We start from the raw sequence: 22,097 nt of genomic DNA, 5'->3' as shown, positions 1-22,097 counted from the left end.
CTTTGAAAAAGCTATAATAGCTTTTGTTGCGCTTGGAGTGATGAATGATGAAATGGTCATTAAATCAATTAAAAAAATACCGTAACGAACCTTTTAAAATCAACGAACAAGTTGATCTAACTGAATACTTGAAAGCGAACAATCAAGATGTGCGAGGAGCTTCTCCTGTAACAGTTCAAGGCGGACTAGAAATGCAGGGAAATGATGTGGTCGCAAGCTTATACATTAGCGGGTCGCTTGTGCTTCCATGTGCAAGAACGCTTGTGGATGTAGTTTGGCCGTATGAAATTCATTCGGTAGAAACCTTTGTCGCATCGAAAGAAGATCTTCAAGATGAATCTTTCCATTTGATGGAAAAAGATACGGTGGATTTGACCCCCGTTGTTGAAGAACTTTTATTGGTTGAAATTCCTATGCAAGTATTTAGTGATGAAGTAACTGGAAGTGAAGAACTTCCGCAAGGGAAAGACTGGGAGCTAAAAACAGAAGATGATTTTGTTCAAGAAGAAGCTCTTAAGAAACCAAAGGTGGATCCTCGTCTTGCGGGACTGGCCGATTTTTTTTGATGAAAAAAAAGACGATTAGTACCGATCAGGCTGGAATAAATTTTAAGGAAATCCTTAAAACTCAAATTCGCTAAGGAGGTGTATGGAAATGGCAGTACCTGCTAGAAGAACTTCAAAGACTAAAAAACGTAAGCGTCGCACACATTTCAAATTACAGGTTCCAGGCATGAATGAATGCTCGAACTGTGGAGAAATGAAACTTTCTCACCGCGTATGTCCTGAATGCGGACATTATGATGGTAAAGAAGTAGCGAACGGTTAATTGAACCGTTTATAAACAAGTGATACGTACACTTGTAAACTTATAAAAGCACGACAAGATACCATGGATCTTGTCGTGCTTTTATTTTTGTTTGTTTTCGCTTAAAATAATAGAAGATAGAATTTTAAAGCAGACCGGGAGGCAGAATATGAAGCCGAAAATAGGGATCATTGGTGGCGGAGCGATTGGACTGTTTTTTGCCGCGCGTTTGAGTTTATATGCAGATGTCACGGTATTTGTTCGTCGCACGGAGCAACAAGTGCGATTAAATGCAGAAGGAATCAAGCTTGGAACAGATACTTATTCGGTAAGAAGTGAAGTGACCGGGGAACAGAGCTTTAGACATCAAGATTTGCTTTTTGTGACGGTTAAAAGTTACCAACTGGCTGGACTCAAGGCGCAATTGGAAACTTTTCCGAAAGAAACGCCGCTTGCTTTTCTGACAAATGGGATCGGGCACATCGAATGGCTTAAAGAATTGTCTGCTGAAACAATTTTACTTGGGATTACAAGCCATGGAGTGGTACGACGTAGCGATCGAGAAGTTGAATCTAGCGGAAGTGGTGAAACTACGCTAGGCATTTGGTGCGGGAGCTTTGATGAAGGATTAAAAGAATATCTAACAACTTTGCCCGATTTTCCGGTTTCTTTCTCGGCGAATATTTTTAAAGAGATTTACCGAAAATTATTGATTAATACGGCGATCAATCCACTTACGGCACTTTTAAATGTTCCAAATGGATCGCTGCTTACAAATAAAGAATTTCACGGATTGCTACTTGAAGTGGTTCGAGAAGCTAATCGAGTGTTACAAGTAGAAAATGGTATAGAAGTAGTGGAAGAAATTTGTCGAAATACGGCCTTTAACTGGTCATCAATGGCTGTTGATTTATTACATAAAAGAAAAACAGAAATAGATGCGATCGTGCTTCCAGTTTTGAAGATGCTTGAAGAGAAAGAACTTTCTGCAGAAAGACTCACGATGCTTTATCAACTTATTAAAGGAAAGGAGAACGAAAATGCTAAATTGGACGACTGAGATGTCAGCCTGGTTGATGATTTGCCCTGTCTTTTTGTTTTTCTTCCTATACTTGGGGCTAAAGTGGGGACTGAAAAGTCAACCCCGTGCGTTAAAACGGAGTGCAGATTTTACCACGTTTTTCTTTATTCTAGCGGATCACTTCTGGATGGTTCAATTATTTGGGCGATCGTTCTTACTCTACATTTTGCTTGTTTTATTTTTAGTTGGCATCGGGATTGTCGTTATTTTTGCGCTTAGAGATGGGGAGCTTCGTCTTGCTCGCGTTTTCCAAACCTACTGGCGAATCTGTTTTTTCATTTTTGCCTTGTTTTATCTCTTCTTTTATCTCACTGGACTTATTCTTGCGATCAGTTATCAATAAATGAAAAAACGTTTTGGGCAAGAAGTGGGGGGTTTTTACTTTTTCGCCCCATTTCCCCCCACCGCATTTTTTGTTTTTTGTTAGATGGCTTTATATCAATACTTTTAATCTCTTTCTCTCTATGAGAAAGAGTATTTTTTTTTGGAATTTTTTAGGTTTAGGGTGGAGTAAAGTGGGGAGATGTGGTAAAGTGGTAGATAAGAAAGTGGGGGAAGTCTAATGTTCATGGGCGAATATCAACATAACATTGATATAAAGGGCCGTTTAATCGTGCCAGCGAAATTCCGTGAGCTATTAGGCGAACAATTTGTCATCACTCGCGGACTCGATAAGTGTTTATTTGCTTATCCACAATCGGAGTGGAGCAAGTTGGAAGAAAAGCTTCAATCGCTTCCACTGACTAAAAAAGATGCCCGTTCATTCACGCGGTTCTTCTTTTCTGGGGCTTCTGAATGTGAACTTGATAAGCAGGGACGGATTAATATTCCACAGACGCTGTTAAGTTATGCAGACCTTGAAAAGGAATCAGTGATTATCGGAGTTTCCAATCGTGTGGAAATTTGGAGTAAGCCGGAATGGGAGGCTGCTTTTGAAGAAGCCGAAGAATCCTTTGCGGATATTGCTGAAAATATGATTGGATTCGATATTTAAGGAGGGCTAAAATGTTTCAACATGAAACAGTTTTGCTGCATGAAACAGTAGATAAATTAGAGATAAAAAAAGATGGGGTTTATGTAGATGCAACACTTGGTGGTGCAGGGCATACGTCTTATCTGCTCAGTCAGCTTGGCGAAGAAGGACGCGTTTATGCGTTCGATCAAGATGATGTGGCCATTCAAAATGCTAAAGAAAATTTAAGCGATTCTCGTCTTACACTCATTAAAGCGAATTTTCGCGAGCTAAAACTTGAGCTTCTTGCGAAAGAAGTAAAGGAAGTAGACGGTATTTTATATGACCTTGGGGTATCTTCACCGCAACTTGATGAGCGTGAGCGTGGATTTAGTTATCACAACGACGCCGCACTTGACATGCGAATGGATAGAACTCAGGAACTTTCGGCAAAAACAGTTGTGAATGAATGGAGCTATGAACAGCTAGTTCGAATTTTTTTTTCGCTATGGTGAAGAAAAGTTTTCGAAACAAGTGGCACGCGAAATCGAGCGACGCCGAGAAAATGCTCCTATTGAAACGACGGGGGAACTTGTGGATATTATTAAGACGGCAATTCCAGCGCCAGCAAGACGAAAAGGTGGGCATCCTGCAAAACGGATTTTCCAAGCCATTCGAATTGCTGTGAATGATGAATTATCGGCTGTTGAAGATTCTCTTACTGATGCTCTTACGCTACTAAAAAAAAGGCGGAAGAATTAGTGTTATTACTTTTCACTCACTAGAAGATCGGATTGTGAAACAAATTTTTCAAGAGGCAGCGAAAGGACCAGAAGTACCACGAGGATTACCGGTTTTGCCTGATGAATATCAACCAGATTTTAAATTGGTCGAAAGGAAACCGATTCTGCCGAGTGTCGAAGAGATTGAACATAATAATCGGGCGCGTTCTGCAAAATTGCGCGTCATTGAAAAAATCAAATGATGTAGGAGATGGTTTATGTGAGTAATGTAGCCTACAAATCCAATTTGGAACCAAAGCGTATACATACTGAACACACAGAAGAACAAAAACAAATACTTGTCAAACGTAAGCGAGTGACAACAGGTGAAAAAATAATCGTTGCGATTGCAATCGTAGTAGTGGCTGTCATCGCTTTTCAAATCATTCGAGTACAAGCAAGCATTTATGATGTTAATCAAAGTGTAGAAACGACAGAATCTAAACTTTCTGATCAAGAGAAAAACAATGCAGATTTGAAAGTGCAAGTGAACGATTTGGGTCGCTATGAACGGATTCTTCAAAAAGCAAAAGAAAAAGGCTTGAAACTTGATGGTGATAACGTGAAAGTAGTAGATGGCAAATGAATCGGCGCAGAGGAAATATGAGGAGAGGCGCATTAGCTCTTTTTGTCTTTTTCACTGCGCTTTTCCTCGTTCTTACGGGACGCTTTTTATACATTCAAATTCGTGGTGTGGTGAACGGGGAACCGCTTGCTGCACTTGCTAGTAAGCAACATGCAAAAAGCGAAGTTATTGAAGCAAAACGTGGTTCGATTATTGACCGGAATGGGGAAGTGCTTGCTGAGGATACGGCTACTTATACACTTGCTGCTGTTGTTTCCGATCGGTTATCTAAAACGGATAAAAATCCGATGTATGTGACGAATAAGGAAAAAACGGCTGAAGTGCTTAGCAAATATATCGCGATGTCAAAGGCGGATATTTTGAAGCAATTAAATAAGAAAAAAGTTTACCAAGTCGAATTCGGAAAAGCGGGGAAAAATCTCTCTGTTGAAACGAAAAAGAAAATTGAAAAAGAAGATTTGCCAGGTTTGATTTTCACTCGACAAGCGGAACGATTTTATCCAAATGGAACATTTGCTACACAATTGATTGGGTTTGCGCAGCAAACAGAGGGCCAAAGTGGAGAAAGTTCACTCGTTGGAAAGATGGGTATTGAAAAAAGTTATAATTCGGCGCTAACTGGAGAAAATGGCAAGTTAAAATATAGCACAGACCGGATGGGTTATATTTTACCGAATGCAGATAAAAATGTTGAAAAGGCAAAAGATGGTAGCCAAATTGAACTGACGCTAGATAAAAAAATTCAAACCTTTTTAGAGGATACGATGACAACGGTAAATGCCAAATATAAGCCTAAAAATATGATGGCAGTTGTGATGAATCCAAAGACAGGGGAAATTCTAGCAATGAGCCAGCGTCCATCATTCAACCCGACGACAAAAGCGGGCTTAAATGAACAATCAGCTGGGGTTTGGCAAGATTTGCCTGTCGAATATGCCTATGAGCCAGGCTCTGTTATGAAGATTTTTTCACTGGCTTCCGCAATTGATACAGGCGTATACAACCCGAATGCGTACTTTAAGTCTGGAATTTACAAGGTTGGGGATATTCCTATTCATGACCATAATGGTGGGGTAGGTTGGGGCACGATTCCTTATCGGGAAGGAGTCGAGCGTTCAAGTAACGTTGCTTTTGCTACTTTGTTAAGTAAGATGGGGACGGATACGTTTGAAAAATATTTGACGAAATTTGGCTTCGGAAAGAAAACAGGGATTCAGCTTCCAAACGAAGCAACTGGAAAGATTCTTTATCACTATCCGGTCGAAAAAGTAACCACGGTTTTTGGTCAAGGGACTACTGTTTCGATGATGCAAATGCTACAAGGAGCTTCGGCCATTGCAAGCGATGGGAAAATGAAATTGCCGTATGTGGTTTCTTCGGTGAAGGATCCAAATACCAATCAAACGACCAAAACGCAAATGAAAGTTACGGGGAACCCGATTAGCGAAGCAACGGCTAAGCAAACTCGAGAAGAGCTAGAACAAGTAGTGAGTGGGGAACACGGCACAGGGAAACTTTATGCCATCCCCGGTTATTCAGTTGCTGGTAAAACGGGAACTTCGCAAATTGCGGATCCAACTTCTGGAAAATATATGACTGGAAAAAACAATTATATATTTTCATTTATGGGGATGGCTCCAGCAAATGATCCGGAGATCGTGATGTATGTGACTATGCAGCAACCACAACTTTCTGATACTGAAACGGGCGGAGAAGCTGTTTCTGAGGTCTTTAACCCAGTTATGAAAAATAGTTTGCAGTATTTAAATATTAAACCGGCTGCTGAGAAGAAGCTTTCGAAGATCACCATGAAAGATTACACTGGAAAATCGGTAGATGAAGCGAAAAAAGCAGTAGAACAAGATCGATTAACACCAATTGTGATCGGAAACGGAAAAAAAAATTGTACAACAACTTCCCAAAGTGGGAGAGACAATTCTTGAAGGTCAAAAAGTGATTTTGATGACTGATGGAGATATGACTGTTCCAGACATGCAAAATTGGTCGCGCGAAGATGCACTCAAAGTTTCAGAGATCACGGGGATTCCATTTAGCTTTAGTGGAAGTGGATACGTGACAAAACAAAGTGCAGCTGCTGGGACGATTTTAAATAATGACACGGAGCTTGAGCTCGAACTTGCTGCTCCGGATTCTATTGAAGCTTTTACGCAGAACAATGATGATTCAGATAAGGAAAAGGTCAAGCAAGACACAAATATTCAAGAAAATCAAGGTGTAGGAGACCTTTTGACGGGTCAATGATTTTTGCCTAGTAGGTATTCTGGCTTCTTTGTCAGAGAAGCCAGAATACCTACTTTACTGGGCTTTAGGTCATATAGAAATGCTTATTACTTTTTGCTAAGATAGAAAAGGAGATTTTTTGTCTTATTTATTTTAGGGAAGAGCGAAAAGCAAGCTTAAAGGAGATGGAAGTTGTGAAGTTAGAGAAGCTATTAAGTGTGCTGCCGCTTTATTATAGCGATGATAAGTTGCCGGAGATAGATATTGAAAAAATAGAACAGGACAGCCGTGAAGTAACACCAGGTACTTTTTTTTGTTTGTATTGACGGGGAAGTAATCGATGGTCATGAATTTGCTAAGGCGGCTGAAGAAAAGGGAGCAAGTGTTATTTTGTCGGAACGTGAGGTACCTGTATCGATTCCCGTGATTCGTGTTCAAGACACAAAGCGTGCACTCGCGCTTCTTGCCGATCATTTTTATGGTTCGCCAAGTCAGAAAATGCGCATGATTGGTGTAACGGGAACAAATGGGAAGACGACAGTTACTCATTTGATCGACCAAATTTTGCGGGCTCAAGGTGAAAAGACGGGGCTCATCGGTACGATGTATATGCGCATTGCTGAGCGCACGATCGAAACTAAAAACACCACGCCGGGAAGTTTAACGCTTCAACAAGTTTTTTCTGATATGAAAAAAGCTGGTGTAACGAATGTGACGATGGAAGTTTCAAGTCACGCACTCGTTCAAGGCCGTGTTCACGGAACGGACTATGATGTGGCAGTTTTTACGAATCTTTCACAAGATCATTTGGACTACCACAAAACAATGGAAGCTTATGCCCATGCTAAAAGCTTGTTGTTTGCGCAACTTGGCAATAAGTTCCAAAAGGAAGCCCCCAAAATAGCCGTGCTCAATGCGGATGATCCGGCTTCAGAAACGATGCGAGAAGCAACGGCTGTCCCTGTCATTACTTATGGAATTGACCATGATGCTGATTTTAGAGCAAAAAATATTGAAATTACAAGTAAAGGATCGACTTTTGATTTAGTTTCAAAAACAGGTACCCAGAAAGTGCACATTCAAATGATCGGTAAATTTAGTATCTATAATGTTCTTGCGGCGCTTGCGACTTCTTTTGCACTTCAAATTCCAGAAAAAGAAGCTATCCAAACCCTTGGGGAAATAAAAGGCGTTGCAGGACGCTTTGAACTCGTTCATGCGGGACAAGATTTTCCGGTTATTGTCGATTATGCGCATACACCAGATGGTTTGTTGAATGTGCTTGAAACAGTAGACGAATTTGCTGAAAAACGCGTATTTGTCGTTGTAGGTTGTGGCGGTGATCGTGACAAAGGCAAACGACCGAAGATGGCAAAAATTGCAGTTGAGTATGCGACAGATCCTATTTTCACATCAGATAATCCGCGGACAGAAGACCCGCGAACAATTATTAGTGATATGGAAAAAGGTGTAGAAGGAAAAGACTATGTTGTACGAGTAAACCGTCGGGAAGCGATTCAGTATGCGATTGAACAAGCTGAAGCGCGCGATGTGATTTTAATTGCCGGAAAAGGTCATGAAGATTATCAAATCATCGGAACGGAAAAAATCGATTTTGACGATCGTGTGGAAGCGCGATTAGCTATTGAAAAAAAAACTAGAACTTTAATACAATAAATAACAGTTTTAAAGAAAAAGATTGGGGAGAAATCATTGTGTCATTTTATATGTTATTCACCACGCTTGCGATCGCGTTCATTTTAACGGTAGCTTTTGTACCGGTCTTAATTCCATTTTTAGTGAAGCTGAAGTTTGGTCAAAGTATCCGCGAAGAGGGACCGAAGATGCATGCTCAAAAATCTGGGACACCAACGATGGGGGCAGTTGTTTTCTTGACGGCCATCATGTTTAGTTATTTGATTATGAGCTTCATCACTAATTCTTTCAGTTTAACAACCGGGTTGCTGTTTATTGCAATCGCGCTTTATGGTGCACTTGGATTTCTCGATGATTATATTAAAGTAGTTAAGAAACGCAATTTAGGTTTAACGTCCAAACAGAAATTTCTTGGACAAGTAGCGATCGCTGTCCTTTTTTTCCTTCGTTTATCATTTTGGAGATTTTTCGGAAACACTACGCATTCCATTTACACAAACAGAAATTGACTTAGGCTGGTTTTTCTTGCTATTTGTTTTGTTCTGGCTGGTTGGCTTTTCAAACGCGGTCAATTTAACCGACGGACTAGACGGACTCGTTTCTGGACTTTCGAGCATCGCTTTTGCCGCGTTTGGCGTTATCGCGATTGTGCAAAATCAATTTGAAGTCGCTTTGTTTTGCTTTGCTGTAGTTGGAGGAATGCTTGGTTTTCTATTATTTAACAAGAACCCTGCGAAAATATTTATGGGCGATACCGGTTCGCTTGCGCTCGGTGGGGCACTTGCAGCCGTTTCGATTTTGCTTAAACAAGAGTGGCTTCTTCTCCTCATCGGAATCGTTTTTGTTGTTGAAACGGCATCCGTGATTTTACAAGTTTCTTATTTCAAATTGACACACGGCAAGAGACTATTTCGCATGACACCCATTCACCATCATTTTGAACTTGGTGGTTGGAATGAGTGGCGTGTTGTTCTTACATTTTGGGGAGTAGGTTTACTTGCTGCAGTTGCAGCCATTTTAATGGTACAGTTATAAATGATTTTAGCGTCTCTAAAGGCTCATTTTTAGCCGTTTAGCTGGCGCTTTCAGTCGTTTTTAGCAAAAAAGGGAAATATCGGAGGCTAACAAAATGAAAAATATTGAAATGTATTATCATAAGAAGGTACTGGTTCTAGGGCTTGCCAAAAGTGGTGTGAGCGCTGCAAGCTTGCTCCATAAGTTAGGCGCTTTTGTCACAGTTAATGATCAAAAGCCATTTAGTGAAAATCCAGAAGCGCAAGGATTGCTCGAGCAAGGCATTAAAGTTATTTGCGGAAGCCATCCAACAGAACTTTTGGATGAAGGCTTTGAATTACTTGTGAAAAATCCGGGGATTCCTTATAACAATCCAATGGTTGCAAAAGCTGAGCGTCTTGGAATTCCTGTTATTACAGAAGTGGAACTGGCTTATCAGATCTCTGAAGCGCCGATTATTGGGATTACAGGAACGAATGGTAAAACAACGACGACAACGATTATTGACCGGATGCTAAATGAAATGGTGGCGGGTAAGTCACTTCTTGCTGGAAACATTGGCTTTCCTGCATCAGCTGTTGCGGAAAATGCGACAAGCGATCAGTGGATTACAATGGAACTCTCTTCTTTCCAACTGATGGGCGTTACTACATTTAGGCCTAAAATTTCGGTTATCACAAACATTTACGAAGCGCATCTGGATTACCACAAAACGCGGGAAGAGTATGTGGCTGCTAAGTGGAATATTCAAAAGAACCAAACGAAAGAGGATACCCTTGTAATTAATTGGGACCAAGAAGAGCTTCAAGGGCTCACTCGGAAAACGGCAGCACGTGTCATTCCGTTTTCAACGACACAGCGCCTTTCTGAAGGAGCGTATGTACAAAATGATCAGCTGATGTTCAATGATGAAGTGATCGGTTCTAGGGAAGATATCCTTCTCCCAGGTGAGCATAACCTTGAAAATATCTTGGCAGCAATTGCCACAGTGAAAACGATTGGCGTTTCAAATGACGCTATTATGACCGTTCTTAAAACCTTTAAAGGCGTGCCACATCGTACTCAGTTTGTAACCGAATTTAATGGACGTAAATTTTATAACGATTCAAAAGCAACGAATATTTTAGCGACACAAAGCGCTTTAAAAGGTTTCAAGCAACCGGTGGTCCTTCTTGCTGGTGGACTAGATCGCGGAAATGAATTTGATGAATTGATGCCATTTTTACGAAATGTGAAAGACGTAGTTGTTTTTGGTGAAACAGCGGACAAAATCGCGCGAGTAGCTAAGGAAACAGGGACGAGCGTTCATTATGTCACTGATGTTGAAGCGGCTGTTCCAGTTGCTTATAAAGCTTCTCAACCAGGAGATGTCATTTTACTTTCACCTGCTTGTGCAAGTTGGGATCAATATCGAACTTTTGAAGTGCGAGGGAATGCTTATATGCGGGCTATTCGCGCACTGACTGATGAGGTGGAAAAATGAAGATTGTGCTAACAGGCGGCGGTACGGGAGGTCACATCTTCCCCGCACTTGCCTTCATTCGAGAATGTAAAAAAGAATATCCAGATGCTGAGTTTTTATACATCGGCACCTCAAAAGGTCTTGAAGCAGATCTTGTCCCGCGGGAAGGAGTCGCTTTTGAAGCTATTGAGATTACTGGTTTTAAACGTTCGTTGTCACTGGAGAACTTTAAGACGGTTGCCCGATTCTTTAAAGGGACAAAAAAAAGCAAGGAAATTTTGCGTCGCTTTAATCCGGATTGTGTGATTGGAACAGGCGGTTACGTTTGTGGGCCAGTCGTTTATGCTGCAAGCAAATTGAAAATCCCAACGATCATTCATGAGCAAAATAGTGTTGCGGGACTTACCAATAAATTTTTAAGTCGTTACGTTGATAAAATCGCCATTTGTTTCGAAGAAGTTAGCGATTCGTTTCCGTCAGAAAAAATTGTGTTTACAGGAAATCCCCGGGCTTCCGAAGTGGTGAATATCGAAGCGACGAATGCGCTTAATGCCTATCGATTAGACAGCGCTAAACCTACCGTTCTTGCTTTCGGGGGGAGTAGAGGGGCGAGACCGCTTAATGAAGCAGTCTGGAAAATCTTGCCAGAATGGAAAGATAAGGACTATCAGCTACTTTATGTGACCGGAAATGTGCACTATGAAAAAAATAAAAAGAAGAACTTCAAACCCTTGATTTGGGTGAAAATATCAGTGTGGTTCCTTTCGTCTACGATATGCCAGAAGTTTTAAACGAAGTCGAACTTGTCATTTCACGAGCAGGTGCGACAACCATTGCGGAATTAACTTCGCTTGGTGTGCCGAGTATTTTAATTCCGAGTCCGTATGTAACGGCTAATCATCAAGAAAAAAATGCCCGTTCTCTTGAAAAAAGCGGGGCTAGCGTCGTGATTACAGAATCTGAGCTAGGGCAAACGGATTTGATGGCACAAATTGATGCGATTATGTCAGATAAGCCGACACTTGATGAGATGGCTTTTCACGCGCGAGAGCTTGGTGTGCCAGATGCAGCTAAGCGGCTAGTAGATTTAGCGACAAGCCTCATGAAAGCATAAAGGGACTAGGGCAAAGGAGGCAAGATTTAAATGGCGAAAAATAGAAAAGTGGTTTCCATTGAAAGCCGCATCCCAGAATTGAAGAAGTATCGCAAGAAAAGATTGGTTCGCCATTTAATTCTTCTGATTGGCTTCTTTGTTCTTTTGATTCTTGCAACTTTGTATTTTTTATCACCGGTTAGTAAAGTGGAAACGATCTATGTGTCGGGAAACCGTGAGTTAACGGAGCAAGATGTGCGGTCAGATAGTGGTGTTCGAAAAGGCGACTATATGATTGCAACAAATAATAAAAACGTAGCGGAACAACTTGAAAAAAAATAAAATGATTAAAAAAAGCTGTTGTTGAAAAAAAGCGGACTACGTGCAATTAAAATCAAAATTACCGAGTATAAAACGATTGGTTATGAGCCGAAAGATGGCTTTTACTATGAGATATTGGAAAATGGCGAGTTGCTACTGGAACGAGCTAGAAAATTCCCGATTGGAAATCGTGTGCTCTTTTTCAATTTTAAAAATGATGACGTGTTGAAAGATATGGTGAAGGAATGGAAAAAGCTACCGACAAGTGTTCAAAATGCTGTATCGGAGATTCATCTGAAGCCTATAAAGAGTGACTCTGAACATATTTTATTATACATGAATGATGGCAATCAGGTAACAGCAACTATTCACGGATTTGCGGATAAAATGAGTTATTATCCTTCTATTTCTGCTCAATTAAACAACGGACAAAAAGGTGTTATTGATCTTGAAGTAGGGGCATATTTTGAAAGCTATTATAAAAAGAAACAAGAAAAGGAAAAGGCAGATTCCGAATGATTCTATAGACAATTCATCTAAAAAAGGGGTCATTCGTTCCCTTTTTTCTACTATTTACTTGTAATTCTTAAAAAATGTTCAAAATTTGATCTTTGTACTTTAATTCAAAAGTTTGTTGGTGTAGACTATAGTATAGGTACATCTAACATAGTCTTGAAAAGTGTCAACATGAAAATAAGAAGTTTGTAAATAAAATGAAAATGGTACACGAATGAAAACAAAGGAGGTGCCGATCAGTGGGAGAAAGTGAAATTTATGTGAGCCTTGATATTGGCTCTTCAAAAATCAAAGTAATCATCGCGGAAATTGCAAATGACCGTTTGAATATTATAGGTGTTGGCGACGTGGAATCGGAAGGAATCAAAAAGGGCATTGTCATTGATATTGATAAAGCTGTGGATTCCATCAAACAAGCGATTCAAAAAGCTGAACGAATGGTTGGCGTAGAAATTTCACAAGTGATTGTTGGGATCGTTTCTAACCAAATTATGCTTGAAGACAGTCGCGGGATTGTTGCGGTCAGTGGTGATAATTCTGAAATTACCGATCATGATGTCTGGAATGTTTTAGATTCTGCACAAGTTGCCCCGCTTAGTCCTGAGCGCGAGGTGATCAGTCTCATTCCACATCAATTTATTGTTGATGGCTTTGATGGAATAACAGATCCGCGTGGCATGAGTGGCGTACGTTTAGAAATGGAAGGCTCCCTTGTAACAGGTTCAAAAACAATTTTACATAACATCCTCCGCTGCGTAGAAAGAGCTGGACTGGAAATTACTGAAATCGTGCTACAGCCACTTGCTGAAGCTGCTATTTCGATGACTAATGATGATAAAGAGTTTGGAACTGCACTTGTAAATATTGGAGCGGGAACAACAACTGTGAGTCTGTTTGATCAAGGTAAGCTAATGGCTACAAGTTCCATTCCGGTTGGCGGAGAAAATATTACGAAAGACTTATCGCTTGGTTTAAACACTTCAACGGCAAATGCTGAAAAAGTGAAACTGGAACATGGTTACGCTTTTTATGAAGATGCTTCACAAGATGAAGTCTTTTCTGTCGATGTTATCGGCTCTGATCAACAGCAACATTTCAATCAACTTGAAATCGCAGATATCATTGAAGCGAGGCTCGAAGAAATTTTTGAACTCGTACAAGAAGAAGTTTACCGTATGGGCGCAAGAAATTTGCAAGGTGGTTATATTTTAACTGGTGGAACGATGGGGATGCTAGGTGCAATTGATCTTGCCGGGAAAACCCTTGGGAATCATGCAAGACTTGCCATGCCAGATTATATCGGGGTAAGAGATCCAGCCTATACAACAGCAGTTGGGTTAATCCAATATGCATATGAATTAGAAGGTCTTGAAGGACGCGACCTTGGAAGCGAGACATCAGCCTATAACGAAGAAGGCGAAGGTCGAGCTGAAAAGAAAGCAAAAGCACCTAAACCTAAAAAATCAGATGATGAAAAAGTAACAACAAAAATGAAAAATTTCTTTGGCGCTTTTTTTTGAATAATAACTACGATTTAAAAAAACAAGAAAGTAGTAGGAGGAAATAGAATGTTAGAGTTTGAAACCAATTCTGAAAGCTTGGCAACAATAAAAGTAATTGGCGTCGGCGGTGGCGGAAATAATGCTGTTAACCGTATGATCGAACACGGTGTTCAAGGCGTTGAATTCATTTCTGTTAATACAGATGCTCAAGCACTTAATTTAGCTAAATCTGAAGTAAAATTACAGATCGGTTCAAAGCTTACTCGTGGGCTTGGAGCTGGAGCTGTTCCTGAAATCGGGAAAAAAGCAGCCGAAGAAAGTCGTGAAGTCATTGAAGAAGCGCTAAAAGGTGCGGATATGGTATTTGTCACTGCAGGAATGGGTGGCGGAACAGGAACGGGAGCTGCACCAGTTATTGCACAAATCGCAAAGGAAATGGGAGCTCTAACAGTTGGTGTGATTACACGTCCATTTGGCTTTGAAGGACCAAAACGCTCGAAACAAGCTTTTTCTGGAACAGAGGCGATGAAAGAAGCGGTTGATACGTTAATCGTAATTCCAAATGATCGCTTGCTTCAAATTGTCGATAAGAACACTCCGATGCTTGAGGCGTTCCGTGAAGCAGATAATGTTCTCCGCCAAGGGGTGCAAGGCATTTCTGATTTAATTGCGGTTCCTGGACTTATCAATTTGGACTTCGCAGATGTAAAAACGATTATGACAAATCGCGGTTCAGCTCTTATGGGAATTGGAATTGCGACGGGTGAAAATCGCGCGGCAGACGCTGCTAAAAAAGCTATTTCTTCTCCGTTACTTGAAACTTCGATTGATGGTGCAAAAGGTGTGCTAATGAATATTACAGGCGGTTCGAATCTTAGTCTGTACGAAGTTCAAGAAGCTGCAGAAATCGTGTCAAATGCGTCTGATCCAGAAGTGAATATGATTTTTGGTTCTGTCATTAATGATGATTTGAAAGACGAGCTCGTTGTGACTGTGATTGCTACAGGATTTGATGAGTCAAAACAACAACCCGTTCAAACAAGACGAGCAACAGGTCAAAAAATCGATGTGAACCGTCCGAACTATGCTAAACCCGAAGAGCCACGTAGACCAGTTGAAAATGATTCAGTTGAAACACCATCGCCATCCTATCGTGAAGAAGAACCAACAAACACAGATCATGGGGATGTAGATGTTCCAGCATTTATTCGCAATCGTAATAGACGCAAACGCTAAAAATGTTTGAAGCGTTAGAATTCGGGAATTCAAATGAACAAAGGTGACGTAGATGTCGAAACAAGCTAATCTCACTCAAATTAAAACGAATATTAAAGAGGCTTGCAAAAAAGCTGGACGTTCTGAAGCAGATGTACATTTAGTTGCTGTAACGAAAACCATTGATGTTGCAGGAATAAAAGAACTTTATGATTTGGGAATTCGTGATTTTGGTGAAAACCGGGTGGATGTCTTTTTGGAGAAGTATGAAGCGCTTCAAGATTTCTCGGACATCCGCTGGCATTTCATCGGGTCGCTCCAAACACGCAAGGTGAAGCAAATTATTGATAAAGTGGATTTTATCCATTCACTTGACCGAGCAAGTTTGGCGGAGGAAATTGAAAAACGGGCTGAAAAGCCAGTCCGTTGTTTCTTGCAGCTGAATGTTTCTGGAGAGGAATCTAAGCATGGTTTTACGAAAGAATCAGCTTTAGTGTTTCTGAAACAAGCTGATTTCAAACAAATTGAAATTGTCGGATTGATGACGATGGCTCCAATTACTGAGAATGAAAACGACCTTCATGATATTTTTCACGCATTGAATGAAGCAGGTGTTGAAATTGCAGCACTTCATCTCAATCGGGTGACAGCAAGCGAACTATCTATGGGGATGACAAACGATTATAGTATTGCAGTAGAAGAAGGTGCCACATATATTCGTGTTGGCAGGGCGCTCGTAAATGACTAAAATTAACGGAGGTGCAAGATCATGGGACTTTCCAATAAATTCAAATCTTTCTTTTTCCTTGATGAAGATGAATATTACGAAGAAGAAACAAATCGAAAAAATACGCAGGAACCTGAACCAATGATTCAAAAGAAAAATGAAAAATCAGCTAAAAACCGCTTTCGGGCGGTTGAAGAAGGGCCCAATGTTGTCAGCATGCAAGGCGCGCAATTTTCAAGTGAAGTAATGCTTTCTGAACCACGTGTATACGCTGAGGCACAAGAGCTTGCGGATTACTTAAAAGAATATAAAACGCTTGTCGTTAACTTACAGCGCATTAGTCACGACCAAGCAATTCGTATCGTAGATTTCCTAAGTGGAACAGTTTACGCATTAGGAGGAGACATCCAGCGCATCGGTAACAATATTTTCTTGTGTACACCTGAAAATGTTAACGTAGATGGCTCAATCTCGGAAATGCTTGAAGAACAAAATTACATGTAACGCTAGAGAGGTGGAACACAAGGTTGCAAACTTTTTTAATACAAGTAGTTGATGTGATTTTGTTTATCATTCGCTACTTGCCAACGCTCATGTTTGTCTACTTCTTGATGAGCTGGTTTCCAGGAGCACGGGATTCAAAAATTGGCCGTTTTTTAGGTCGGATTTTTGAACCGATTCTGGAACCGTTCAGACGGATTATCCCGCCGATTGGAATGTTCGATATTTCATCATTGGTTGCGTTTATTGCTTTTCAATTTGCGATGACTGTCCTTACCAATTTGATTTATCAATACGTTGTACCGCTTTTATACGGGATTTAACGGGTCATGTCTTTCGGGCATGACTTTTTTTAAGAGAAAAATTTGTCTGAAAGAATATAAATTTAGTTAAGCACGATGGCTCATTTTTTAAAAACAGAGGAGGTGAAGCAGATGGAAGGTATTTATCAACATTTTCGTAAGGAAGAATATGCATTTATCGATCAAATTTTAGATTTGGCGATTCAAGTGGAGGACGAGTATACCCCGCGACTAACTGAATTTTTAGATCCACGACAACGTTTTATTGCTGAAACGGTTGTTGGTGGGTATGATACAATGAAAACCTCATTTTTTGGTGGATCCGAATTCACAGAACGAAAACGAGCGCTCATTTATCCGGACTACTACACGCCAGAAGAAAATGATTTTAAAATAAGTCTCTTTCACATTCGTTATCCTGTGAAGTTCACGACACTCACGCATCAAAAAATTCTCGGAACATTGATGTCACTTGGTATTCGTCGTGAAGCTTTTGGAGATATTTTGAACCAAGGTGAAGAATGGCAGTTTTTTGTGGACCAGGAGATGTCTCATTATGTGACGAGTCAGCTCGAAAAAATTGGAAAAGTAAATGTGATGCTTGAGGAAGTGGCCCTTCGTGATGCTTTGATTGTGCAAGAAGAGTGGGAAGGGCAAATGATCACAAGTTCGAGTTTACGACTAGACGGGGTTTTGAGTAACGCGCTTCATCTTTCTAGGCAAAAAGCTAAGCAAATGATTCAAGCAGGGCTTGTCAAAGTAAACTGGAAAGTGGTAGAAAATCCAGATTTTGAATGCGAAGAAGCTGACATTTTATCGGCACGTGGGTATGGCAGGATCAAATTAATTCAAATTCATGGACGGACAAAAAAAGACAAGATCCGGATGGATATTGGGTTTTTGAAATGAGAAACTGAGAGTGGAGTGAGATCTGTTTGCAGTTTCTTTTTTTATGGCTAGAAAATGGAGCAAGCGGCGGTAGATTAATGTTGCTTAAGCGCTGCTTGTGATATAATAGCCTTAATTTAAAGGTAAGAGAAAGAAGTAGGTGAGAAATTTTGAAAAAAATGCTTGGAGAAGATAGACGTGAAGCCATTTTAGATTGGCTCAAACATACTTCTGAACCAATTTCTGGAGGCGAGCTAGCCAAACGAACAGATGTGAGTAGACAAGTGATCGTGCAAGATATTTCGTTGCTTCGAGCGATGGAACAACCAATCATATCAACACCACAAGGCTACATGATGGCTAAAGAATCGAAAAGAATTCAGCGGATTATCGCTTGTAATCATACGAAAGAAGAAGCTGAAACGGAATTAAATATGCTTGTGGATTATGGTGTTTCTGTGATTGATGTCATCGTAGATCATCCTATTTATGGGGAACTAACAGGGAATCTTCATTTAAATAGTCGCTTTGATGTTGAAAAATTCATCTATAAATTAAAAAATACAGATGCGCTAATGCTTTCGGGTTTAACAAATGGACTTCATCTTCATACGGTTGAGGCTGACACAGAGGAGCAGATTGATAAAGCTATCGAAATCTTAGCGGAAATGGGGATTCTTGTTCGCTAAAATCGACATTGCACTAGGAAAAAATGATAGATTGTGTTAAAATAATTCTTATATTGGATTTGTTTTGTAAAAAGCAAGGTTCTTTCGAATTTAGTAGCTGAATATTGAAGTTGCTATTTCGATAATTCGTACGGAGGTGTAGAATATGCCATTATCGCCACTGGATATACATAACAAAGAATTTACCCGTGGTTTTAGAGGTTATGATGAAGATGAAGTGAATGACTTCCTCGATCAGATTATCAAAGATTATGAACAAGTGCTAAAAGAAAAGAAACGTCTGGAAGATTCCTTAAACAACAATGAAGAACGATTGGGACATTTTACAAATATTGAAGAAACGCTAAATAAATCATTAATTGTTGCTCAAACTGCAGCGGAAGAAGTGAAACAATCTGCTGATCAAGAAGCAAAATTAATCATTCGTGAAGCAGAAAAAAATGCGGATCGGATTTTAGCGGATTCACTTTCAAAAGCACGTAAAATTTCAATTGAAATTGAAGATTTAAAACGTCAATCGAAAGTTTTCAGAGAACGTTTGCGCCTTCTCGTTGAAGCACAAATGGACTTGATTAAAAGCGATGATTGGCAACAAATGATGGAGTATGACGTAGATGCAACGGAACTGAAATCTATTAAAGAAGTTCAGGAAGATGCTGAAAGCGAACAAGAATAGAAAAATGTTGATCTGAGACAAGTATGTTTTTCAAACCTGCTTTGAAGCGATCTGGTGATGGTGTGAGACCAGAAGCAAGGTGAAATTCAGAAATCACTCAAGGAGTTCTGAGTCTGAATAAAGTAAGACTCAGCGCGGCCAGGCGTTAATGGAACGAGTGGGTAAAAAAGCTTCTTTTTATCAACAAGGGTGGTAACGCGATAATCTCGTCCCTTTTTTAGGGAGGAGATTTTTATTTTTTGCGGAATAATAAAATAAAGGAGTTTGTGAGCGATGGATTATAAAGATACATTATTGATGCCAAAAACTGCATTTCCGATGCGAGGAAATTTGCCAAATAAAGAACCACTTTGGCAAGAAAAATGGGAGAAAGAAAATCTCTATCAAAAGGTGCAAGAAAAAAAATGCGGGTCGCCCGACTTACATTTTGCATGATGGTCCTCCGTATGCGAACGGTGAACTTCATATGGGACATGCGATGAATAAAACGATTAAGGACATCATTGTTCGCTATAAGTCAATGGCAGGCTTTAGGTCACCCTATGTACCCGGGTGGGACACGCATGGACTTCCAATCGAACAAGCACTCACTAAAAAAGGTGTAAAGCGAAAAGAAATGTCAGTTGCGGAATTCCGCAAACTTTGTGAAGAATATGCTTATAAACAAATTGACTTACAACGAACAGGTTTTAAACGCCTTGGAGTAAATGGTGATTGGGAAAATCCTTATATCACATTAAAACCTGAATATGAAGCTGAGCAAATTAAAGTATTTGGGAAAATGGCGAAAAAAGGCTATATCTATAAAGGTAAAAAACCAGTCTATTGGTCTCCTTCAAGCGAATCAGCGCTTGCTGAAGCTGAAATTGAATATCATGATAAAAAATCTGCTTCTATTTATGTCGCTTTCGATGTAAAAGATGGCAAAGGAGTCATTGATAATGATACAAAAATCGTGATTTGGACGACAACCCCATGGACGATTCCATCGAACATGGCGATTACGGTGAATCCAAATTTAGATTATGCAGTTGTAGAAACAAGTGGACAGAAGTATCTCGTAGCAGCAGCGTTAGTGGATTCTCTAAAGGAAACGCTTGGCTGGGAAGACGGGAAAGTAATTCAAACAGTTCGTGGTAGTGATTTAGATCGCGTTGTTGCGAAACATCCATTTTATGACCGCGATTCGCTCGTGATTAACGGAGAACATGCAACAGCAGATGCTGGAACAGGAGCTGTGCATACGGCGCCAGGTCACGGGGAAGATGACTTTATTGTCGGTCAAAAATACGGTTTGGAAGTATTAGCACCGATCGATGAAAAAGGGGTCTTTACAGATGAAGCACCTGGATTTGAAGGGCTTTTCTACGACGAAGCGAATAAAGTTGCCACTGAAAAGTTAAAAGAAGTTGGGGCACTATTAAAACTTGACTTTATTACTCATAGTTACCCACATGATTGGCGTACGAAAAAACCAGTTATTTTCCGTGCGACACCTCAGTGGTTTGCCTCGATTAATAAATTCCGTGGTGAGCTCATGGAAGCCGTTCAAAAAGTAAATTGGACGCCTTCATGGGGAGAAACTAGACTTTATAATATGGTTCGTGACCGAGGCGATTGGGTAATTTCACGCCAGCGTGCTTGGGGTGTGCCACTTCCTATTTTCTATGGGGAAAATGGGGATGCGATTATTACAGATGAAACGATTCAACATATTTCTGATTTGTTCCGTGAACATGGTTCCAATATTTGGTTTGAAAAGGAAGCTAAGGATCTTTTACCAGCAGGATTTACACATCCATCCAGTCCGAATGGGGAGTTTACAAAAGAACATGATATTATGGATGTTTGGTTTGATTCTGGTTCGAGCCATCAAGCTGTGCTAGAGGCAAGACCAGAACTTTCTCGTCCAGCAGATCTTTATATGGAGGGTTCTGACCAATATCGTGGTTGGTTCAATTCCTCGCTTACAACGGCGGTAGCAATGACTGGTGAAGCTCCTTATCGTAACGTACTTAGCCATGGGTTTGCGCTTGATGGAGAAGGCCGTAAGATGAGTAAATCGCTCGGTAACACCATTTTGCCAGGGAAAGTTATCAATCAGCTAGGGGCGGACATTGTTCGCTTGTGGGTGGCTTCTGTGGATTATCAGGCAGATGTTCGTATTAGCGATGACATCTTAAAACAAGTTTCGGAAGTTTATCGGAAAATCCGGAATACAATGCGTTTCTTGCTAGGAAACGTGAGTGATTTTGAACCTGAAAAAGATCAAGTAGCTTTTGAAGAATTGCGAGAAGTTGATCAGTATGTGTTAGTGAAATTAAATCATTTAGTGAATACCGTCTTAACTAGTTATGAAAAATTTGAGTTCTCAACGATTTATCATCAAATCAACAATTTCTGTACCGTATTACTAAGTCAGTTCTATATGGACTTTGCGAAAGATGTTGTTTATATCGAAGCTGCTGATAGTCTAAGTAGACGTTCAATGCAAACAGTGTTCTATGAGTCCGTTGTTGTATTAACTAAACTACTTGCTCCGATTCTTCCGCATACGACGGAAGAAATTTGGGCTAATCTAAAGGGCGAAGAAACACCAAGTATTCACCTAGAGGATATGCCAGAAGTACATGTTCTGAATGTGAAAGCCGGTCTTGAAGAAAAATGGGATGAGTTCATGAAAGTGCGTGATGGTGTTCAAAAAGCGCTTGAAGAAGCTCGGAACGATAAGATGATCGGAAAATCCATGCTTGCAAAAGTGACCCTGTATGTGGATGAAACTGGGAAATCACTATTTGATTCCCTAGAAGGAGATTTTGCGCAGCTCTTTATTGTTTCTGATTTTGAATTAGTTGAAGGGCTTGAAAATGCTCCTGAAACAGCACTAGAAATTCCGCATGTAGCAGTTCAAATTTCTGTTGCTGATGGAGAAGTTTGCGAACGTTGTCGTGTTGTGAAGAAAGATGTTGGTTCTGACGAACATCATCCAACGCTTTGTGGACGTTGTGCGGAAATTGTAACTAAGAATTATGAATGAGTAGAGTAAGGCTTAGAAAAGGGCTGCTTTAAAGAAGCGGCCCTTTTCT

Annotated in this window: 14 protein-coding genes, 8 pseudogenes and 1 other annotated feature; all 22 genes and pseudogenes read left to right on the top strand. The window is 40.3% G+C overall.

Annotated elements, in window-relative coordinates; all coding sequences use genetic code 11:
• Window positions 1–47: 47 nt before the first annotated feature.
• The 22 genes and pseudogenes from MAQA_RS05060 (at window position 48) to ileS (ending at window position 22,048) form a co-directional block, all read left to right on the top strand.
• Window positions 48–585, top strand: a pseudogene (locus tag MAQA_RS05060) (YceD family protein).
• Window positions 586–654: 69 nt separating this feature from the next.
• The gene (rpmF, locus tag MAQA_RS05055) at window positions 655–828 is read left to right on the top strand and encodes a 50S ribosomal protein L32 (protein ID WP_036071936.1); all 174 of its coding nucleotides are present in this window, start codon (window positions 655–657) and stop codon (window positions 826–828) included.
• Window positions 829–976: 148 nt separating this feature from the next.
• Complete coding sequence (locus MAQA_RS05050) at window positions 977–1,867, top strand: 2-dehydropantoate 2-reductase (RefSeq protein ID WP_036071934.1); 891 nt, start codon at window positions 977–979, stop codon at window positions 1,865–1,867.
• A complete protein-coding gene (locus MAQA_RS05045) occupies window positions 1,848–2,231 on the top strand; it encodes a DUF3397 family protein (protein ID WP_036071931.1) in 384 nt (127 codons plus the stop codon). Before MAQA_RS05050 ends, MAQA_RS05045 begins: the two co-directional genes overlap by 20 nt.
• 219 nt (window positions 2,232–2,450) lie before the next feature.
• A complete protein-coding gene (gene mraZ, locus MAQA_RS05040) occupies window positions 2,451–2,882 on the top strand; it encodes a division/cell wall cluster transcriptional repressor MraZ (protein ID WP_036071928.1) in 432 nt (143 codons plus the stop codon).
• 11 nt (window positions 2,883–2,893) lie between these two features.
• Window positions 2,894–3,825, top strand: a pseudogene (gene rsmH, locus MAQA_RS05035) (16S rRNA (cytosine(1402)-N(4))-methyltransferase RsmH).
• A 17-nt stretch (window positions 3,826–3,842) separates the two neighbouring features.
• Window positions 3,843–4,208, top strand: coding sequence for a cell division protein FtsL (gene ftsL, locus MAQA_RS05030; protein ID WP_036071926.1), 366 nt, complete (start codon window positions 3,843–3,845; stop codon window positions 4,206–4,208).
• Window positions 4,205–6,470: pseudogene (locus MAQA_RS05025) on the top strand (penicillin-binding protein). The gene ftsL and the pseudogene MAQA_RS05025 overlap by 4 nt, the downstream one beginning before the upstream one ends.
• A gap of 173 nt (window positions 6,471–6,643) precedes the next feature.
• A pseudogene (locus MAQA_RS05020) lies at window positions 6,644–8,126 on the top strand (UDP-N-acetylmuramoyl-L-alanyl-D-glutamate--2,6-diaminopimelate ligase).
• A gap of 38 nt (window positions 8,127–8,164) precedes the next feature.
• Window positions 8,165–9,140: pseudogene (gene mraY / locus MAQA_RS05015) on the top strand (phospho-N-acetylmuramoyl-pentapeptide-transferase).
• A gap of 94 nt (window positions 9,141–9,234) precedes the next feature.
• Window positions 9,235–10,602, top strand: coding sequence for a UDP-N-acetylmuramoyl-L-alanine--D-glutamate ligase (gene murD, locus MAQA_RS05010; RefSeq protein WP_036071923.1), 1,368 nt, complete (start codon window positions 9,235–9,237; stop codon window positions 10,600–10,602).
• Window positions 10,599–11,695 (top strand): annotated as a pseudogene (gene murG, locus MAQA_RS05005) (undecaprenyldiphospho-muramoylpentapeptide beta-N-acetylglucosaminyltransferase). The gene murD and the pseudogene murG overlap by 4 nt, the downstream one beginning before the upstream one ends.
• A gap of 30 nt (window positions 11,696–11,725) precedes the next feature.
• Window positions 11,726–12,514 (top strand): annotated as a pseudogene (locus MAQA_RS05000) (cell division protein FtsQ/DivIB).
• 236 nt (window positions 12,515–12,750) lie between these two features.
• Complete coding sequence (ftsA, locus tag MAQA_RS04995; RefSeq protein ID WP_036071921.1) at window positions 12,751–14,031, top strand: cell division protein FtsA; 1,281 nt, start codon at window positions 12,751–12,753, stop codon at window positions 14,029–14,031.
• Between the two features lie 48 nt (window positions 14,032–14,079).
• Entirely contained in the window at window positions 14,080–15,249 is a 1,170-nt protein-coding gene (gene ftsZ, locus MAQA_RS04990) for a cell division protein FtsZ (RefSeq protein ID WP_036071919.1), read from the top strand.
• Window positions 15,250–15,301: 52 nt separating this feature from the next.
• Window positions 15,302–15,976: a YggS family pyridoxal phosphate-dependent enzyme gene (locus MAQA_RS04985; RefSeq protein WP_036071918.1), complete on the top strand. Its 675-nt coding sequence runs from the start codon at window positions 15,302–15,304 to the stop codon at window positions 15,974–15,976.
• A gap of 21 nt (window positions 15,977–15,997) precedes the next feature.
• On the top strand, window positions 15,998–16,459 hold the full coding sequence (locus MAQA_RS04980) for a cell division protein SepF (protein WP_036071916.1): 462 nt from the start codon (window positions 15,998–16,000) through the stop codon (window positions 16,457–16,459).
• A 23-nt stretch (window positions 16,460–16,482) separates the two neighbouring features.
• Entirely contained in the window at window positions 16,483–16,779 is a 297-nt protein-coding gene (locus MAQA_RS04975) for a YggT family protein (protein ID WP_036071913.1), read from the top strand.
• Between the two features lie 111 nt (window positions 16,780–16,890).
• On the top strand, window positions 16,891–17,667 hold the full coding sequence (locus MAQA_RS04970; protein WP_036071910.1) for a YlmH family RNA-binding protein: 777 nt from the start codon (window positions 16,891–16,893) through the stop codon (window positions 17,665–17,667).
• A gap of 149 nt (window positions 17,668–17,816) precedes the next feature.
• The gene (locus tag MAQA_RS04965; RefSeq protein ID WP_036071907.1) at window positions 17,817–18,335 is read left to right on the top strand and encodes a transcription repressor NadR; all 519 of its coding nucleotides are present in this window, start codon (window positions 17,817–17,819) and stop codon (window positions 18,333–18,335) included.
• A gap of 145 nt (window positions 18,336–18,480) precedes the next feature.
• Window positions 18,481–19,011, top strand: a complete 531-nt coding sequence (locus MAQA_RS04960) for a DivIVA domain-containing protein (protein ID WP_036071904.1) — start codon at window positions 18,481–18,483, stop codon at window positions 19,009–19,011.
• Window positions 19,010–19,228: a binding site (T-box leader), on the top strand. Its footprint overlaps the gene before it by 2 nt.
• 56 nt (window positions 19,229–19,284) lie before the next feature.
• Window positions 19,285–22,048 (top strand): annotated as a pseudogene (gene ileS, locus MAQA_RS04955) (isoleucine--tRNA ligase).
• The last annotated feature ends 49 nt before the right edge of the window (window positions 22,049–22,097 follow it).

The sequence above is a fragment of the Listeria aquatica FSL S10-1188 genome, from assembly GCF_000525795.1.
Lineage (GTDB): Bacteria > Bacillota > Bacilli > Lactobacillales > Listeriaceae > Listeria > Listeria aquatica.
The sequence above is the reverse complement of the archived record's forward strand: the minus strand, read 5'-3'. Positions and strand labels throughout refer to the sequence as shown.